The 17422-nt window shown below is 68.1% G+C and carries 16 protein-coding genes; 3 read left to right on the forward strand and 13 right to left on the reverse strand.

Translation table 11 applies throughout. The annotated features are described in order from the left end of the window. Positions 1 to 31: 31 nt before the first annotated feature. The 4 genes from BR47_RS0120785 to BR47_RS0120800 all read right to left on the reverse strand — a co-directional run bounded on the left by BR47_RS0120785 (position 32) and on the right by BR47_RS0120800 (position 5920). Entirely contained in the window at positions 32 to 1156 is a 1125-nt protein-coding gene (locus tag BR47_RS0120785; RefSeq protein ID WP_029120667.1) for an LLM class flavin-dependent oxidoreductase, read from the reverse strand. A 3-nt stretch (positions 1157 to 1159) separates the two neighbouring features. Continuing rightward, positions 1160 to 2548, reverse strand: coding sequence for an NtaA/DmoA family FMN-dependent monooxygenase (locus BR47_RS0120790; protein ID WP_029120668.1), 1389 nt, complete (start codon positions 2546 to 2548; stop codon positions 1160 to 1162). Continuing rightward, entirely contained in the window at positions 2545 to 3723 is a 1179-nt protein-coding gene (locus tag BR47_RS0120795; RefSeq protein WP_029120669.1) for an LLM class flavin-dependent oxidoreductase, read from the reverse strand. Before BR47_RS0120795 ends, BR47_RS0120790 begins: the two co-directional genes overlap by 4 nt. 436 nt (positions 3724 to 4159) lie before the next feature. Next, positions 4160 to 5920: an N-acyl-D-amino-acid deacylase family protein gene (locus BR47_RS0120800; RefSeq protein ID WP_029120670.1), complete on the reverse strand. Its 1761-nt coding sequence runs from the start codon at positions 5918 to 5920 to the stop codon at positions 4160 to 4162. A gap of 139 nt (positions 5921 to 6059) precedes the next feature. On the opposite strand from BR47_RS0120800, the gene BR47_RS0120805 reads away from it, so the two are divergent. After that, positions 6060 to 6695, forward strand: a complete 636-nt coding sequence (locus BR47_RS0120805) for a TetR/AcrR family transcriptional regulator (protein WP_051634928.1) — start codon at positions 6060 to 6062, stop codon at positions 6693 to 6695. A 45-nt stretch (positions 6696 to 6740) separates the two neighbouring features. Here BR47_RS0120805 and BR47_RS0120810 read toward each other — a convergent pair whose 3' ends face one another. The 4 genes from BR47_RS0120810 to BR47_RS0120825 all read right to left on the reverse strand — a co-directional run bounded on the left by BR47_RS0120810 (position 6741) and on the right by BR47_RS0120825 (position 9755). Next, a complete protein-coding gene (locus BR47_RS0120810; RefSeq protein ID WP_029120672.1) occupies positions 6741 to 7592 on the reverse strand; it encodes an SDR family NAD(P)-dependent oxidoreductase in 852 nt (283 codons plus the stop codon). A gap of 63 nt (positions 7593 to 7655) precedes the next feature. Continuing rightward, the gene (locus tag BR47_RS0120815) at positions 7656 to 8081 is read right to left on the reverse strand and encodes a hypothetical protein (RefSeq protein ID WP_020100485.1); all 426 of its coding nucleotides are present in this window, start codon (positions 8079 to 8081) and stop codon (positions 7656 to 7658) included. A gap of 57 nt (positions 8082 to 8138) precedes the next feature. Beyond that, positions 8139 to 8489, reverse strand: coding sequence for a hypothetical protein (locus BR47_RS31035; RefSeq protein ID WP_036420323.1), 351 nt, complete (start codon positions 8487 to 8489; stop codon positions 8139 to 8141). Positions 8490 to 8597: 108 nt separating this feature from the next. Continuing rightward, a complete protein-coding gene (locus BR47_RS0120825; protein ID WP_020100487.1) occupies positions 8598 to 9755 on the reverse strand; it encodes an acyl-CoA dehydrogenase family protein in 1158 nt (385 codons plus the stop codon). 86 nt (positions 9756 to 9841) lie between these two features. Here BR47_RS0120825 and BR47_RS0120830 point away from each other — a divergent pair, with 86 nt between their 5' ends. Continuing rightward, positions 9842 to 10471 (forward strand): TetR/AcrR family transcriptional regulator, encoded by a 630-nt coding sequence (locus BR47_RS0120830; protein ID WP_020100488.1) that lies wholly within the window; start codon positions 9842 to 9844, stop codon positions 10469 to 10471. A 45-nt stretch (positions 10472 to 10516) separates the two neighbouring features. Here BR47_RS0120830 and BR47_RS0120835 read toward each other — a convergent pair whose 3' ends face one another. The 5 genes from BR47_RS0120835 to BR47_RS0120855 form a co-directional block, all read right to left on the reverse strand. After that, a complete protein-coding gene (locus BR47_RS0120835) occupies positions 10517 to 10906 on the reverse strand; it encodes a hypothetical protein (protein ID WP_020100489.1) in 390 nt (129 codons plus the stop codon). A gap of 75 nt (positions 10907 to 10981) precedes the next feature. After that, complete coding sequence (locus tag BR47_RS0120840) at positions 10982 to 12028, reverse strand: alcohol dehydrogenase catalytic domain-containing protein (protein WP_029120673.1); 1047 nt, start codon at positions 12026 to 12028, stop codon at positions 10982 to 10984. After that, entirely contained in the window at positions 12025 to 13269 is a 1245-nt protein-coding gene (locus BR47_RS0120845) for an LLM class flavin-dependent oxidoreductase (RefSeq protein WP_036427638.1), read from the reverse strand. Before BR47_RS0120845 ends, BR47_RS0120840 begins: the two co-directional genes overlap by 4 nt. A 192-nt stretch (positions 13270 to 13461) precedes the next feature. Further along, a complete protein-coding gene (locus BR47_RS0120850) occupies positions 13462 to 14091 on the reverse strand; it encodes a TetR/AcrR family transcriptional regulator (protein WP_029105000.1) in 630 nt (209 codons plus the stop codon). A 13-nt stretch (positions 14092 to 14104) separates the two neighbouring features. Beyond that, complete coding sequence (locus BR47_RS0120855; RefSeq protein WP_029120675.1) at positions 14105 to 15730, reverse strand: PucR family transcriptional regulator; 1626 nt, start codon at positions 15728 to 15730, stop codon at positions 14105 to 14107. Positions 15731 to 15844: 114 nt separating this feature from the next. Between BR47_RS0120855 and BR47_RS0120860 the strand changes: the two genes are divergently transcribed. Further along, positions 15845 to 17344 (forward strand): CoA-acylating methylmalonate-semialdehyde dehydrogenase, encoded by a 1500-nt coding sequence (locus tag BR47_RS0120860; protein WP_029120676.1) that lies wholly within the window; start codon positions 15845 to 15847, stop codon positions 17342 to 17344. The last annotated feature ends 78 nt before the right edge of the window (positions 17345 to 17422 follow it).

Here is a 17422-nt window from a genome sequence, read left to right on the forward strand (position 1 = left end):
GCTGCGCCGCTACACATCTATTTGTAGCTGTTCACCGCCGGGACCACTCGTCGGCCAACAGCTCGTAGGAACGCACCCGGTCCCGGTGGTCATGGGCGATGGTGGTGATGATCAACTCGTCGGCCCCAGTGGCGTCGCGCAGCCGTTCCAACTTGTCGGCGACCTGTGCGGCGGACCCGACGAACTGGGTGTCAACCCGGTCCGCGACGAGTTCACGTTCGGCGGCCGTCCAGTTGTGCGCCCGCGCCTCGGCCGGGGTCGGAAACGGGATGGCGCCTTCGGCGGTGCGGATGCTACGCACCCACAGGCCGTATCCGGTGGCGAGTTCGCGCGCCGTGGCCTCATCGTCGGCGACGACGACGTCAGCCGACACGGCGACGTAGGGCGCGTCGAGTTCGGCCGATGGGCGGAACGCGGCCCGGTAGGCGTCGGTCGCCTCGAGTACCGACGACGGTGCGACGTGGTAGTTGCTCGCGAACCGCAGCCCTCTGGTGCCGGCTACTTCGGCGCTCTCCCCGCCGCTGCTGCCCAGGATCCAGATCTGAAGGTCGGCGCCTTCCCCGGGGACGACCCGCGCCGCCAGGCCGTCCGCGTCGCGGTAGACCCCGGCGATGAACGCCAGGATGTCGTTGATCTGGTCGGTGTAGTCCTGCGACTGCGCGCCCGGCAGCTGCAGCAGCGCCCGTTGGAGGGCGAACCGCGGAGAATTCAACAGCGGCCGCGGGTCGAACTTCGGTGGGATCAGCAGCCCGTGCGCCCCGTTGCGGGTGCTCGGGGTGCCCACCGCGGCACCCACCGGGACCTTGGGTTCCCGCGGCTTCCCGCCCGAGCGTCCCAGGCCGAGATCGAACCGGCCCGGGTGCAGGGCGTCGAGCAGACCGAACTCTTCGACCGTCGCAACCGCGGTTCGGTGACCCATCTGCACCGCGCCCGAGCCCAGGCGGATCGTGGAGGTCTCCGCGGCGGTCAGCGCGAGAAGCACAGCCGGTGAGGTGCCGGCGATACCGGGATTGAGGTGATGTTCGGCGAACCAGAAGCGCGTGTAACCCAGGGCCTCCGCGCGCTTGGCGAGGTCGATACTGTTGCGTAGCGCTTGCGGTGCAGTCGAACCCGACGAGATCGGCACCAGATCGAGCACGGTCAGTGGAGTAGCCATGAGCTACGACGCCACTTCTGCGGAGACATTCGTGCGCACTGCCGACCGCGGCAGCGGCGCCAGTCCCAGGTGGTCGCGCAACGTGGTGCCCGTGTAATCGGTGCGGTACGTCCCGCGCTCCTGGAGCAGTGGCACCACCCGGTCGACGAACGGGTCGAGCCCGCCGGGTGTGATGTGCGGGACGAGGATGAATCCGTCGCTGGCATCGGCCTGAACGAATCGGTCGATCGTCGCCGCAATGGTCTGGGGCGATCCGATGAACGACTGGCGCCCGGTGACTTCGACGATCAGCTCGCGCGTCGTGAGGTTCTGCGCCTCGGCTTTGGCCCGCCACTCGGCGGCGATCGCGAGCGGGTCCCGGAACATGCGCACACTGGCCCGCCCTCGCGCGATGGTGTTCTCCCCCACGACCGGGTCCACCGCCGGCAGCGGCCCGTCCGGGTCATGATCGGAGAGGTCGCGGTTCCAGAGCTGTTCGAGGAACTTGATCGCCGTCTGCCCGGACACCTGGGCGAGCCGGACCTCGTGTGCGAGGTCGGCCGCCTCGTCATCGGTGTCGCCGATCACGAACGTCGCGGCGGGGAGGATCAGCAACTCGTCATGGCGCCGCCCGTAGCGCGCCAACCTGCCCTTGACGTCGGTGTAGAACGCCTGCCCGGCTTCCAGCGTGCTGTGCCGCGAGAAGATGGCGTCCGCAGCGGACGCCGCGAACTCGCGACCTTCGTCCGAGTCGCCCGCCTGAAAGATCACCGGACGCCCCTGCGGGCTGCGCGGCACATTGAACCGGCCGTGGATGTCGAAGTGGCTGTCCGTGTGCTCGAACGCACCGGCATCGGGATCGGACAGGAACACGCCGCTCGTCTTGTCCGCCACGATCTCGTCGCCGTGCCACGAGTCGAACAACTCCAGCGCCGTCTGCAGGAATGTCTTGGCCCGCTCGTAGCGCTCGTCCTCCGCCAGGAACCCGCCACGGCGAAAGTTCTCGCCCGTGAACGCATCCCACGATGTGACGACGTTCCAGGCCGCGCGGCCGTCGGAGAGATGGTCCAGCGAGGCGAACTGCCGAGCCACCTCGTAGGGCTCGTTGAAGGTCGAATTGATGGTGCCGGTCAACCCGATTCGCTCGGTCACCGCGGCCAGCGCGGCCAGCACGGTGAAGGTGTCCGGACGCCCGACGACGTCGAGGTCGTAGATCTGGCCGTTCTGTTCGCGCAGGCGCAAGCCCTCGGCCAGGAACAGGAAATCGAATTTCCCGCGCTCGGCCGTGCGCGCGAAGTGCTCGAAGGAGCTGAACTCGATGTGGCTGCCGGCCGCGGGGTCACTCCACACCGTGGTGTTGTTGACGCCCGGAAAGTGCGCGGCGAGATGAATCTGCTTGACTGGCTTGCTCATTGGCTGCTCCTTGCGTAACGGTTGGCCGGATGCGACAGCCCGAGCAGGCCACGTAACGTGTCCGCTTCGTACTCGTCGCGGAAGATTCCGCGTCGCCGCAGTTCGGGCACCAGTTGCTCGGTGATCTGGAGCAGGTCGTGCGGTAGGGCCGCCGGCCGCAGCCGAAATCCCGTCAACCCGGCGCCGTGCCACTCCGTCAGCAGGTAGGCCAATTGTGCGGCGGTTCCGGCGAAAACTGCTGCATCGCTTCGGTACTCGGCACCGGCGAGATCGTCGAGCCGGCGCCTGCGGGCCTGTGCCGCCGACGCGCTGTCGTCTAGAAACACCACCACGTCGCCGAAGATGTGCAACGGCTCGGACCCGCGGCCCGCGTCGTGCTGCAGCCCACGGATTTCCTGGACGACAGCTACGGCCTGTGCGGCATCGCCAGGGGTGACGAACCCGACGTCCGCACTGCCGGCGATCAACTCGTGGGCGGCGCGGCCGTGGCCCAGCGCCGCGACGATCGGCTGCCCCTGCGGTGGGCGCGGCGTGATGGACGGACCTTTGACCGAGAACCAGCGGCCGCTGAAGTCGATGTAGTGCAGCTTGTCCCGGTCGATGAAGCGCCCGGTGGCGGCATCGCGGATCTCTGCGTCGTCCTCCCAGCTGTCCCACAACCGGCGCAGCACCTCGACGTAATCGGCGGTCTCGGCGAAGTACTCGTCGGCCCGCGACCGGGCCGCAGCCTCACGTCGCCCGAAGTGCGCAGCGACATCCGGGCGGCCGGCGATCTGGACGCGCACGCCGGCCCGGCCGGCGCTCACGTAGTCGAGCGTCGCGATGGACTTCGACACGTGGAACGGCTCGGTGTGAGTGACGACGGCCGTCGGTACCAGTCCGATCCGCCGGGTACGTGGCGCGACCCGCGCCGCGATCAGCACCGCGTCCAACCGGCCGCGGACCCGATCGACGCGATGGTCGGGCACGAAGGGATCGTCGGACTGGATCGCCAACGAATCCTCGATGGTGACGAAGTCCAACGCTCCACGTTCTGCATCGAGGACCAGGTCGGTCCAGTAGCCGGCGCCGAACAGGTCGGCGGGTCGCGCATCGGGTTCGCGCCAGGCGGCCGGGTGCCAGCCGGCGCCGTCCAGCGCCACGGCCAGATGGATTCGGCTCGACGAATCAGGCATCACGCAACCTGCCTTTCTGACGGGATACGACCACTCTGCCGAGCCGCGCGCAGATCGCGGAGATGGCGGCAGCGGTAGCGCCAGGGCGGGGAATAGTCGGCCGAGTGGTCGGCACGTCCGGTAGGCGGACGCTCGGCCGGCGCTATGGCCGAGCCATGGGCAGGCCAGCAGGATCGCCGATGGCCGCCGGCGACACCCGAGCAGCGTGCACCGGGACATCAAAACGGCTCAGTACCAACGCGTTTCACAGCCGGTGGAAGTCGACGGCGTCCGCCCGTGGCACGCCTCGCGGCGAATGAGGGGCATCCCGGACAGGTCGCCTCGGCGCGACTTTTCAGTGCGCGCTTGCCGCCTCCGCACCGCCCCACAGGCGCCGCGATGCTCCTGAAATCATCAGGATTCCAATCCCGCAGCGGGACTGGTGTCGGACCTTTGCCTAGCGGATGCCGCGGACCAGCCGGCCCGGCCGCGCGCCGGTGTCGATGCCGTGCCGGCGGGTCACGGTGCCGCTGACGATCGTCGCGTCGTAGCCACTTGCCCCCTGCACCAAGCGTTTTCCACCGGCGGGCAGGTCGTGCACCATCTTGGGTGCGTGCAGCGTCAGCGCGTCCAGATCGATGACGTTGACGTCGGCCTTCTTGCCGACGGCGATGACGCCGCGGTCGGACATCCCGTACAGCTGAGCGGTGTCATGTGACTGCTTCCGGATGACGTACTCCAGCGGCAGCTTCTCGCCGCGGTGGCGGTCCCGGACCCAGTGGGTCAGCAGGAACGTCGGGTACGACGCGTCGCAGATCATGCTGCAGTGCGCGCCGCCGTCGGACAGCCCGAGCACCCCGGCCGGGTGCGTGAGCATCTCGCGGATGGCGTCATGGTTGCCGTCCGAGTAGTTGAACATCGGGTACATCAGCATGGCGCCGGCATCGGCTTCGAGCATCAGGTCGTACATCGCGGCCAGCGGGTCCACACCGCGGCGCTCCGCGATCGCTGCCACAGTGCGCTCGACGGTCGGCTCGTAGTCCGGCGGTTCGCCGATGTGGTACAGGCGATTTGCCGCATTCTGCGCCAGCATGAACATGCCGTCGAACAACTTCGTGGGGTCGATCGGCAGGTCATCCTCCGCCAGGATGGCGGCCCGCACCGCGGGCTCGGCCAGCTTCTCGGCGAGCTCCTCGCGCGTGCATTCGGCGACCAGCCGGCGGTAGGTCGGCCGGTGGGTGAAGGCGTGGTGGCCGGGGAAGCCCAGCAGCATGCCGAACGGGCGCGCCGCCACCTGCGGGAACAGCCGGCTGCCCGCCTGGTGCGCGGCGGCCGACAGGTCGAGCTGCTCCCGCCACAGGTTGGGGTCGGCGTCGACCTGGATGAGCGCGAAGCTCAGGGCACAGTCGATCTCCTCGCCCAGGCGGCGCATCCACTCGAGTTCCTTGCGCGGCGCGATGATGTCCTCGCCCGCCGCACCCTGCGGGGCCAGCTCGAACACGGCCGCACCGCCGGCCGCGGTGGCCCGGCCCAGCGCGAACAACTCGTCCTCGGCGGCGAAGGTGCCGGGCACGGGTTCGCCGTCCATGGCGCGGTGCGCCAACGTGCGCGACGACGAAAAGCCCAGGGCGCCGGCCTCGATCGCTTCCTGCACCAGTTTCGCCATGGCCTTGATGTCGTCGGCGGTGGCGGGTTCGTTGCGGGCGCCGCGCTCCCCCATGGCGTACGCGCGGACCGCGCCGTGCGCGATCTGGGTGCCCATGTCGACGGCCAGCTCGCGCTGCCCGATGACGTCGAGGTACTCGCCGAAACTCTCCCAGCCCCACGTGATGCCCTCGGTCAGGGCCGTGCCTGGGATGTCCTCGACACCCTCCATGAGCGCGATCAGCCATTCCTCCTGACCGGGGCGCACCGGCGCGAAGCCGACGCCGCAGTTGCCCGCGACCACCGTCGTCACCCCGTGGTTGCTCGACGGCTCCAGGACGCTGTCCCAGCTCACCTGGCCGTCGTAGTGGGTATGAATGTCCACGAACCCGGGCGCGACGATCTTGCCGCCGGCATCGATCGTCTCGGCCGAATCACCGGACAGCACAGGGTCGTTCGGACCGCGGCGGTGCACCTCGACGATCTTGCCGTCCTTGATCGCGACATCGGCGGTGAACCGGTCGGCCCCGGTGCCGTCGACGACCGTGCCACCGGTGATCTTCAGATCGAACACATCTGCTCCCTCGTTGCTGCCCGCGAACATCCGTCAGCGGCAGTACTGTAACAGTGTTACACCGTGATGGGCGGCAGATCCAGAGACTGGACGCAGCCCTGGTGTGATTAGGTGGTCGGCAAGCCCGAAGGAGGTGGTCATGGCTCAGGCAACCCAGCGCGGGTCGGATGGCCCGTCGAAACCTGTTGACGCGCAACTCATTCTGGATACCGCCGCGGCACTGCTGGAACGCGACGGGGTCGAGGGCTTCTCCATGCGCAGCCTGTCCGAGCACCTCGGCGTCGCCGTCACGTCCATCTACTGGCATGTCGGAGGCCGGGACAAGCTGTTCGACCACCTGATCGACCGGCTGATCGAGGTGATGGCGAGCCTGCCCGCCACCGGCGATACGCCGGCCGATCGCATCGCGTCCCTGGCCCGCGCACAGCGCACCGCGCTCATCGAGCGCCAGCACCTGATGGCGATCGCGCACGAACGCGACCGGACGCCGTCACTGTTCCAATCGGTGCAGCAGACCCTCGCGGCCGAACTGGCCGCGCTGGGCATCACCGGCAACCGCGCGGCACTGGCCTTGCGGTCCATCGAGGTGCACGTGATTTCGTCTGCGCTGATGCAGTTTTCGGCGATCCGCAGCGGCGAGCACGAGGAAGAGGACCCGTCGCTGTGGGGTGACGACTGGCCGGATCAGCAGCTCGTCGACGCCCTGCGCTCACCCACCGACTACGACGCGGTGTTCGAGTACGGACTGGCCGCACTCCTCGCCTCTCTGGGGTGATTTGTGCACGAAAATCCGCGGTGAGCGCGGAAAATCGTGCACAAATCACTTGGTGGCGAACCGGCGGGTGCGCAGCTTGGGGATCGCCTGCTCGCTGAGGACCCGGGCGCGTTCGGCCATGGCGCCGGCGATGGCGTCGGGATGCGTGGTCAGGTAGAAGCCGCCGGCTGCCGACTGGTCGAAGATGGCCTCGGCCGCGGTGAGCGGATCCATGGCGGAGAGCTGGTGCATCGCGGCCCGCTCCGATTCAGAAGCCTCGTTGCCGCTGCCGCCGTCGACCCCACCGGCCGCCGTGAAGATGTTGGACTGCACCGGTCCGGGTAGCACCGCCTGCACGCTGACGTGGTCGTCGTGCCCGGCGAGCTCGACCTCGACGCGCAAGCACTCGGTCAGCGCCAGCACGGCGTGCTTGCTGACGATGTACGGCGTCTGCAGTTGCACCGTCGACACGCCGCCGACGGACGACATGTTCCACACCCACGCCGGTTCGCCCGACGCCAGCATGGCGGGCAGGAAGGCCCGCACACCGTGGAAGACGCCGTTGACGTTGATGTCCATGACGCGGTCCCAGTTGGCGACCGGGGTGTCCCACAGGTACCCGAACTGCTCGATGCCGGCGTTGTTCACCAGCAGGCGCACGGGCCCGATCTCGCGGTTGACCCGGTCGGCCAGGGCCTGCACGGCCTCGGCATCGCGTACGTCGCACACCGCGTCGACGGCGGTTGCGCCCGTCGCGGACAACTCGTCACGCAGGCCGGCGATCGCGGCGGCGTCGACGTCGGCCAGCACCGTCGTCATCCCGAGCTTGGCCGCATACCGGGCCAGACCGGCCCCGATCCCCGAGCCGGCACCCGTGATGACCGAAACCCCACCACCGAACAGTTCCTGTGCACCCATGGCCGAAGTAAATCGCAGGGCACGGGCCCGGACAGGGCAAACGCCCGATCAGTGGAATGCCGGTCAGACCGGCTGGACCTCGACTTCGGCGCGCGGCGCCGCGCGCAGCACACACCGCGCATAGCCGATCCAGGTCACCACGCAGGCCACGATGCCGATGGCGATCATCGGCGTGACCGCCTGACCGAGAACCACTGCGACAGAATCACTTCCGGCCAGCCGCCGGTCGACCGCGCCACCCGTCATCAACGGCAGCAGACTGACCACGAAGCACGCGATGGCCGCGGCCAGCGCGGTGCCGAACATGGCGCGTATCGCAGCGACGATCATCGTGCCGGCAGCGAGCACGATCAGCACGGCGAACGGCAGCGGCCGCAGCGCGGCGCCCAGGTTCCCGGTGATGTCCCAGATCCCCCAGCCGCTCATGGAACCGTGGCCATGGTCGTTGTGCGCGGTGTACCACGGCAACACGGCAGCGACGACGATCATCGCGAAGGCGATGACCCCGATCGCCCACCGCGTCAGTACGTTCTCGATCTCGACTCCTCATACCCCCGTGAACGTGGGCTGCATCAGCGTCAGCATGGCCATCGCCAGGCTGATGAGCAGACACAGACTCAACACGATCATCGCACCCACCAGCAGCCAGCGGCCCATCCGGCGGCGAATGCGCGTCAATTTTGCGATGCGGCGGTCCTCGACGTAGCTGATGGCGACCATGGCGAACGCGACGTCGATGTGCTCGTCGCCGACGGTGGCGGCGCCCGCCGCGATCTCCTGCAGGCGTCCGGGCTCGATCTGCACTCCCGCGACGGCGAAGCGCCGACTGAGTCGGCGCGCCTGACCCCGCGTGAGCGGGTGGTCGCACACGTGCACGTGGTGTCGTGGGGCTGCCACTTACGTCGTTCCCTCGATTCGGGCACCTCACCCGAGCCGGAAAATGCAGAAAGGCGCCCGAGAGTGAAGTTACTCCGACGGGCGCCTTCGCACACTGCGACAGTCGATTTAGAGGCCCATGTCCTTGGCGATGATCATCTTCATGACCTCACTGGTACCGCCGTAGATGCGGCCGACGCGGTTGTCGGCATACAGCCGGGCGATCGGGTACTCGTTGATGTAGCCGTAGCCGCCGTGCAATTGCAGGCAGCGGTCGATCACGCGCGCTGCCGCATCGGTGCAGAACAGCTTGGCCTTGGCGGCGTCGGCGGCGGACAGCTCGTCGAGATCGTGGGCTTCCATGGCACGGTCGACGACGGCTTCCATCGCGTCGACGTCGGCCTGGCAGGCGGCGAGCTCGAACTTGGTGTTCTGGAACGAGGCGACCGGCTTGCCGAACACGGTGCGGTCCTTGGTGTACTGCACGGCGAATCGGACGGCGGCCTTGGCCTGCGCGTATGCGCTGACGGCGATGCCGAGCCGCTCGCGCGGCAGGTTCTGGCCGAGGTAGTTGAAGCCCTGGTCGGCCTCGCCGAGGATGTCCTCGACCGGGACCTTGACGTCGGTGAAGTTGAGCTCGGCGGTGTCCGAGCAGCGCAGGCCCAGCTTGTCGAGCTTGCGGCCGACCGAGTAGCCCTCCAGCTTGGTGTCGACCACCAGCAGCGAGATGCCGAAGCGGCGGTCGTCTTCCTTGGGGGCCGATGTACGCGCGCAGACGATCACGCGGTCGGCGTGTACACCGCCGGTGATGAAGGTCTTGGAACCGTTGAGGACGTAGTGCGTGCCGTCCTCGGAAAGCTTTGCGGTGGTGCGCATTCCGGCCAGGTCGGAACCGGTGCCCGGCTCGGTCATCGCGATGGCGAACATGATCTCGCCGCTGAGCATGCCGGGGAACCAGCGCTTCTTCTGCTCTTCGTTGCCGATGTCGCGGATGTAGGGCAGACACAGGCCGACGTGCACGCTGGAGCCACCGAACGACACCGCGGCGCGGGCGAGTTCCTCGGTGAGGATCGCCTGGAACTTGTACGAGGTCAGGCCCTCGCCGCCGTACTCCTCCGGGATTTCCGCGCCGAAGATGCCGAGTTCGCCGAGCTTGTAGTAGAACTCACGCGGCACCAGGCCCTTCTCGAACCACTCGTCGTAGACCGGACTGACCTCGGCCTCGACGAAGGCCCGGATCATGGCCCGGTAATCCTCATGCTCTTCGCTGTAGACCTCGCGTTTCACAGACAACTCCTCAAAAGTGGTGAACAGTGTTAGCTTGTTGCTGTCACCATAAGCTAACAACGTTCGCTAATTCAAGGGAGAAGCAGATGGGCAGGCCCCGCGTACCGCTGCTCAACCGCGAACTCATCCGTGACACGGCATTGGAATTGATCGATCGCGACGGCCTCGCCGAAATGTCGATGCGCAAGCTGGCCGCCGAACTCGGCGTGCAGGCGTCGTCGCTGTACAAGCACTACCCCACCAAGGACGACGTGCTCGACGCCGTCGCGAGCCGGGTCGCCGGGGAGATCGACACGTCAGGGTTCGACCGCGGCGACGACTGGCAGGACGCGCTGGCGGCGTGGGCCCGCTCGCACCGCGCCGCGCTGGCGGCCCACCCGAATCTCGTGCCCTACCTGGCGACCGGGCCGGGCCGTCGCGACGTCAGTCTCCGCATCGCCGACGCCGTACACGGCGGCCTGGTCGGCGCCGGCTGGCCACCGCGCGAAGCGACTCTGATCGGCGCTGCCACCCGGTCGCTGGTGCTCGGGTCGACCGTCGGCTCCTTCTCGCGCGGGTTCACCGACGACGTGCAGGTCTACCGCGACCGCTACCCGCACATGGGCCAGGCACATCTGCTGCGCGGCAAGGCCGACCAGATCGACACGGCCGGTTTCGAGCTGGCCCTCACCGCATTCATCGACGGATTGACGCTGCGCTTCAACGCCCTGCAGTGATTTGTGCACGATTTTCCGCGGCCGGCGCGGAAAATCGTGCACAAATCACCTGTCTTGCGGCGGTTTGGGTCCCCCGCTGAAGGGGTTCAGCCTCGACACCCCGGGGATGTTGGACAGCAGCCGGAACACCTCGTTGCCGGTGTTCACCAGGGCTTCGAGTTGCGGCAGTAGGGCGTCGAGCGTGCGGAACATGGGATCTGCCATGGCCATGAACCGCTCGGTGCGGTCGATCGTCGCGTTGAGCCGCTCGGTGGCCACCGCCAGGTTCTCGATGAGATCGGGCACCTGGGCGGCGAGTTGGACGGAGGCCGGCGGGATGCGCATGGCACCGCTGGCCACCGCCTGCGTCATCTCGACGGCGGACTGGGCGGCATCAACCGCGGACTGCGCCGCGGCCTTCAGGTCGCTGGGCTTCGGAATCATTTGACCGGCCATACAGTTAACTGTGCCGCACCCGGGCCCGCCTGTCCCGTGATCGACACGGCTACACGTCGGTAACGCTGCTCACGATCACGACGGGAGTACCAGGATCTTGACGTGTTCGTCCGGATTCCGCAGGGCGGTGAACGCGTCGGCGATGCCGTCGAGCCCGGTACGTCCGGTGATCAGCGCCTCGGCGTCGATCTCGCCCGCGGCCAGCCGGGCCAGTACCTTTTCGTAGGCCTGCTCGTACGGGCCGTGCCCGAAGTTGATCGCGATCTGCCGCATCTGCGCCACGACCGGGATGATGGTCTCCTCGGCGAACGGGGATGCCACCACCTGAATCCGCGAACCCCACGGCAGCGTGTGGGTCAGGGTGTTGAGCGTGCCGACCCGGCCGCTGCACTCGTAGGCGATCAAGAGCCCACCGCCGGTCTTGCCGCTTGCCAGCAACTCGTTGTAGACCTCGATCGGGTCCTGCTCATTGGGGTCGACGACGATGTCGGCGCCCATCTTCGCGGCGAGCTCGCGCCGCTTCGGCGACGGCTCCGAGGCGATGACGAGGTGCGCGCCGGCGGCCTTCGCGGCGAGGATGGTGCCCAGGCCGATCGAGCCGCAACCGATCACCAGCGCGGTGTCCGCGGGCGCCAGCCCCGACTGCTGCATGTGCATCTCGCCGACGTGCAGTGGTTCGGCGAGGGACGCGTGCTCCAGCGAGAGGCCGTCGGGCACGTGCCGCACCCAGAACGCGTCGACGACGATGTACTCGCCGAACGCCCCGTGGTAGTCGTTCGAGTAGCCGATGATGGTCGGCATCCCGTTCTGCTCGGTGGTGATACCCAGCCCGGTGACGCGGTCGTCGACCTTGAAATCCTCGACGCCCGCGCCGGTTTCGACGACGACGCCCGCCCATTCATGCCCCAGCACCACCGGACGGGTGGCGTCGAACACCGCGAACGGAAAGGCCGCCCCGGCGGCGACGGAAACGAAGCGGCACGGGTCCTTGGACATGCTCAGGTCACTGCCACAGATGCCGCACGCGGCCACCTTGATGCGCAGCTGTCCCGGACCGGTGGCCGGGGGCTCCGGAACGTCCGTCACGGTGAACTGGCCGTCGATGAACTGTGCTGCCTTCATACGTGTGCTCCTGCGGTGTTGAGTTCGGTCGAGGGCGCCGGAGTGGCGGGGAGATCGGTCGGCCGGCCGTAGTAATCGGTGTACGCCTTGGTGATTGCGCCGACGAGGTTGCCGATCAGCACCTCGGAGTTGTCCTGCGCGAACTGCAGACTGGCCTGCCGCGCGACGTTGCGGCGACGGAAGTGCGGGATGACCTCCGAGGCGAACAGCTCGTAGCTGCGCTTGGTGTTCTCCCAGTCGGCGAGATCCACGTGCATGATCAGCAGGGTGCCGAAGCCGCCGGTCTTCTCGATCAGGCGATCGATCTGGGCGATGGCGTCCTCCGGGGTTCCGATGATCGCCTGGCCGAACTCGCCGAGCGACTCGTTGCGCCAGTAGTCGATGATGCCGGCCGGGGTCTGCGCCCAATCCGGGTTGATGTTCTGCTGTCGGTTGACGTACTCGGCGATGTGATTGATGCGACGGCTGACGGCGCGCTCGGCCTCCTCGCGCGTCTCGGCGATGAACATCGGGTTGACCAGACGCCACGTCGACCGGTCGGCGACGTAGCCGTTCTCGGCCGAAACCTGTTCGTACACATTCCAGTTGCGGTCCAGTGATTCATAGCCCGCCTGCGAGCTCGCCGCGAGCGACAACAGCGACAGGCCGTGCTTGCCGGCCAGCACCGAACCGTTGGGCGAGATGGTCGAGGCGGTGACGACCTCGATGCCGGCCGGGTTGTAGGTGGGCAGCTGGGCGCGGGCGTCGCGCAGGGTGAACCAGTCGGTCTCCATGTTGACGACCTCACCGCGCAGCAGGGCGAGCACGGCCTCCAGGGCCTCACCCTGCATGCGGCGCTGGTTGGTGGTGGTGATGCCCATCATGTGCGCGTCGAGCGGAATCTTGCCGGGGCCGGTGCCGACGATCAGGCGGCCCCGGGTCTGCAGGTCCAGCTGGGTGATGCGGTCAGCGGTGATCAGCGGATGGTGGTACGGCAGCGACATCACGCCGGTGCCGAAGCGGATGCGCTCGGTGCGCTCGGCGGCGGCGGCGATGAAAACATCGGGGGCCGGGACGATCTCGGAGCCGGTCGAATGATGCTCCCCCATCCACGCCTCTTCGAAGCCGAGGTGGTCCAGGTGCGTCATCAGGTCGATGTCGCGGCGCAACTGCAGCGCCGGGTCGGCATTGAGCGGATGGTACGGGGCGAGGAACGCCCCGAATTTCATGGACGTCGGGCTCCACTGGGCAGCGCTGCTCACGGTGGTCTCCTGATTCTCGGTGAGGGATGTCTCGGCTTGCCCGGCCGACTGTAATCCGATCACTCGATTGGATCAAGTGATCCACAAATATCGGCAGCCGAATGTGCTGTTTGAGCACGCTCATCAGCCGCGAACGCGACGAAAATGCACGCGATTTGCGGCGTGTTGCCGTACAGACACGGCCGCTCGCGGTTAGGAGTTGAGCAGGCGCTCGGTGCCGCCGACGACGAACGTCACGAGGTCTTCGTAGAACGCTTCGAGGGCCGGGGCCGACAGCTTGGCGCGGTCCCATTCGTCGGCGCGGCTCAGGCCCTGCACGAAGCCCATGATCGACACCGCCCAGCGCGCCTCGAGGCGGCTCTCGTCGGCGTTCGGGAAGGCCCGCCGCACCTGCGCCAGCAGGGCGACGCGCAGCTTGGGTTCGATGTTCTCGTCGGCCGGGCCGGCCTGGGTGATCTGGGCCATGATCTTGATCCAGCGCATGCCGCGGGTGCGCTGGCGCCGCAGCAGATCGAGATAGGGCGCGGTGACCGCCCGGACCAAGGCGTCAGGCGACGGCGCGGCCGAATCTGCCGCCAGCACATCGACATTGGCCTGGATGGCCGATCCCACCGCGGCGCCGAGGTCCAGCACCACCGCGCGCAGCAACTCGTCCTTGGAACCGAAGTGGTAGTGCACCGAGGCGGCGCCGAGGCCGGCCGCGGCGTTGACCGAGCGCACGGAGACGGCATCCACGCCCTGCTCAGCGAAGAGCTTCTCGGCCGTCTTCACCAACTTGGCGCGGGTGGCATTGCCCTGGCGGTTCTGCGATGTGCCCGACACGGTCAGAAGCATGTCACAGCGGTGCGCCGCCGCCACCGAAAGCGTTGCGTGTCTCCAGGATCAGCAACGCCACATGCAGCGAGGTCGCCGACTCGCCGTCGGCAAGATCGACGCCGAGAATCTGCTCGATGCGGCCCAGTTTCGCGTACAGCGACGGGCGACTCAGGTGCAGCCGCGACGCGAGCGCCGACTTGTTGCCGCCGAGTTCGAGGTATCCGCGCAGCACGTCGAGCAGACCGTCACCGGTCTCCATGTCGTGCAGGATCAGCGCACGCAACTCCCCTTCGGCGAACCGCTGCACCCGCGGGTCGGTCCGCAGCATCGACAGCAGCCCGCGCAGCCTGATGTCGGCGACCCGGAAGCAGACCCGCTGCGAGGCGGGCAGCGACAGCGCCGCCTCGGCGACATGGGCGGCATCGGTGATGCGGTGGATCGCGTCGATCAGCCCCGGCGCCGGCGTCCCGACGCCGAGCACCAGGCCCTGGGCGTCGACGGCACGTTGGGCGTCGCGACGCAATGCCCGACCGAGAGGTTCGAGAGCGCTGCCCGCGCGCGCGTTCAGCGACAACACCATGGCGATCTCGCCGGGCCCGCGTAGTGAGAACAATCCGGTGTGCCCCAACGCCTTCACCGACCGGGTGACGACGTCGAGCAGGCGCGCGCTGCGGCGTTGTTCGGACACCGGGTCGGCGTCGGGACCATCCGGCGCGGCCCAGCCCGCGATCCGCAGCGTCACGGGCAGGTACTGCGCCGCCGGCCGCAGGCCCAGCGCGAAGGCGCGCGCTGTCGCCTCATCTTCGAATCGGATACGTTCGCGCGCAACATCTTCCAGCAGGCCGGCCTGCGCCTGATGTTCGATGTCGGTACGGCCGCGCTCGGCCATGCGGTGCAGCACCAGCGCCTGGGACGCCCGCTCCAGCACCATCGTGAACCGGCCCGCCACGTCGTCCGACGGACTCAGCGCGATCAGGCGGCCCCACGCATCCTCGCCGCGGCCCACCTCGCTGATCACCCAGTCATCGGTCCGCACGGCCCCGGTCTCGTGCTGACGGGACCGACGTTGCCAGTCCCGCAACACATCTGGGGTCGGACGTCCGGCCGTCGCCACCGCGATCGCCTGGTGCGTGAGGTCCTCGAGCACGACGGGCGCGCCGAGCAGATTCGCCGCCGCCTCGGCGATCCCGGCGGGCGTCGCCCGGCGCATGCTCAGGTCGGTGAACACCTCGTGCGTCTGCCGCGCGAAATCGACCTCCTGGTACTGGTCGGCGACGATCACCCGGTGCACCTGTTCGGTCACCTCGACGAACTTGATCACCCGGCGCAGCGCAACCAGGGCCAGGCCCAACTCTTCGGCGATCGACCCGACATTGACCGGCAGCGGCACGGCGCCGGCGCCCAGTTCGACGATGACGCCGACGGCGTGCGCGGCAGCCACCGACCGCAGGTACTCCAGCGGCGCGGCCCGCAGCGCGGCACCCGTCGTCAGCACCAGCTCGCCACCCTGCAGGACTTCCGAGAGGTCCGGGACATCACTGACGTGGACCCAGCGGATCGGGCGGTCGAACCCGGTCGCACAGAGAATCTCGGGCTCGCCCTGCTGGATGACCGGCAGGGCGACGATCTCGGCGACGGTCGGCATTTACAAAGTGTAAATCCATAGGTCGAACTTGATACAGATTGTCGGCCGATCCTGGGGTTCCGCCGGGGCAAGCTGAGTGCACACCCGCCCCGACCAGGAAGGCCAACCTCGACGATGACCACCTCGCAGACCATCTCGCACTGGATCAACAACGACGTCTTCACCGGATCCTCGGGACAGTCGGCACCGGTCACCAACCCGGCCACCGGCCAGGTCACCGGCCAGGTCGCGCTCGCGAGCGTCGAGGACGCCCAGACCGTCATCAACGCCGCCGTCGCCGCCTTCCCGGCCTGGCGCGACACCTCGATCACCAAGCGGGTGCAGACGCTGTTCGCGTTCCGCGAGCTGCTCAACGCCCGCCGCGAAGAACTCGCCGCGATCATCACCGCCGAGCACGGCAAGGTGCTCTCCGACGCCATGGGCGAGGTCGCCCGCGGCATCGAGGTCGTCGAATTCGCCTGCGGCATCCCGCATCTGCTCAAGGGCGGCTACGCCGAGAACGCCTCCACCAGCGTTGACGTCTACAACATCCGCCAGGCCCTCGGCCCGGTCGCCATCATCGCGCCGTTCAACTTCCCGGCCATGGTGCCGATGTGGTTCTTCCCCATCGCCATCGCCGCCGGCAACACCGTCGTCGTCAAGCCGTCCGAGAAGGACCCGTCGTCCTCGCTGTGGATGGCCGAACTGTGGAAGGAAGCCGGTCTGCCCGACGGCGTCTTCAACGTCCTGCAGGGTGACAAGACCGCCGTCGACGAGCTGCTGACCAACCCCGCCATCAAGGCCGTCTCGTTCGTCGGCTCCACCCCGATCGCGCAGTACGTCTACCGGACCGCCACTGCCTCCGGCAAGCGTGTGCAGGCCCTCGGCGGCGCCAAGAACCACGCGGTGATCCTGCCCGACGCCGACCTGGATCTGGCCGCCGACAGCATGGTCAACGCCGGCTTCGGTTCGGCCGGTGAGCGCTGCATGGCCATCTCGGCCTGCGTCGCCGTCGGTCCGATCGCCGACGACCTGGTCGCCAAGATCGCCGAGCGCGCCGCCGCCATCAAGACCGGTGACGGCGCCCAGGACTCGGACATGGGCCCGCTCATCACCAAGGTGCACCGCGACAAGGTGGCCGCCTACATCGACGCCGGCGAGGCCGAGGGCGCCAAGGTCGTGCTCGACGGCCGCAATGTCACCGTCGAGGGGGCCGAAGACGGCTTCTGGCTGGGCCCGACCCTGCTCGACAACGTCACCCCCGAGATGAGCGTCTACACCGACGAGATCTTCGGCCCGGTGCTGTCGGTCGTCCGCGTCGAAACCTACGACGAGGCATTGGAACTGATCAACAACAACCCCTACGGCAACGGCACCGCGATCTTCACCAACGACGGTGGCGCGGCCCGCCGGTTCCAGAACGAGGTCGAGGTCGGCATGGTCGGCATCAACGTCCCGATCCCGGTTCCCATGGCGTTCTTCAGCTTCGGCGGCTGGAAGGCCTCGCTGTTCGGCGACACCCACGCCTACGGCCCCGAAGGCGTGCAGTTCTTCACCCGCGCCAAGGCCGTCACCCAGCGCTGGGCCGACCCCAGCCACGGTGGCATCAACCTGGGCTTCCCGGAGAACAACTGATAGCGCAACCAGAACCGGTGCGCGGGGCCCGCATCCCCGAATGGGCCCCGCGCACTACCCCTTTCGCCCACCATTTGC

It is taken from the genome of Mycobacterium sp. UNC410CL29Cvi84 (assembly GCF_000686745.1).
In the GTDB taxonomy this organism is placed as follows: Bacteria; Actinomycetota; Actinomycetes; order Mycobacteriales; family Mycobacteriaceae; genus Mycobacterium; species Mycobacterium mucogenicum_B.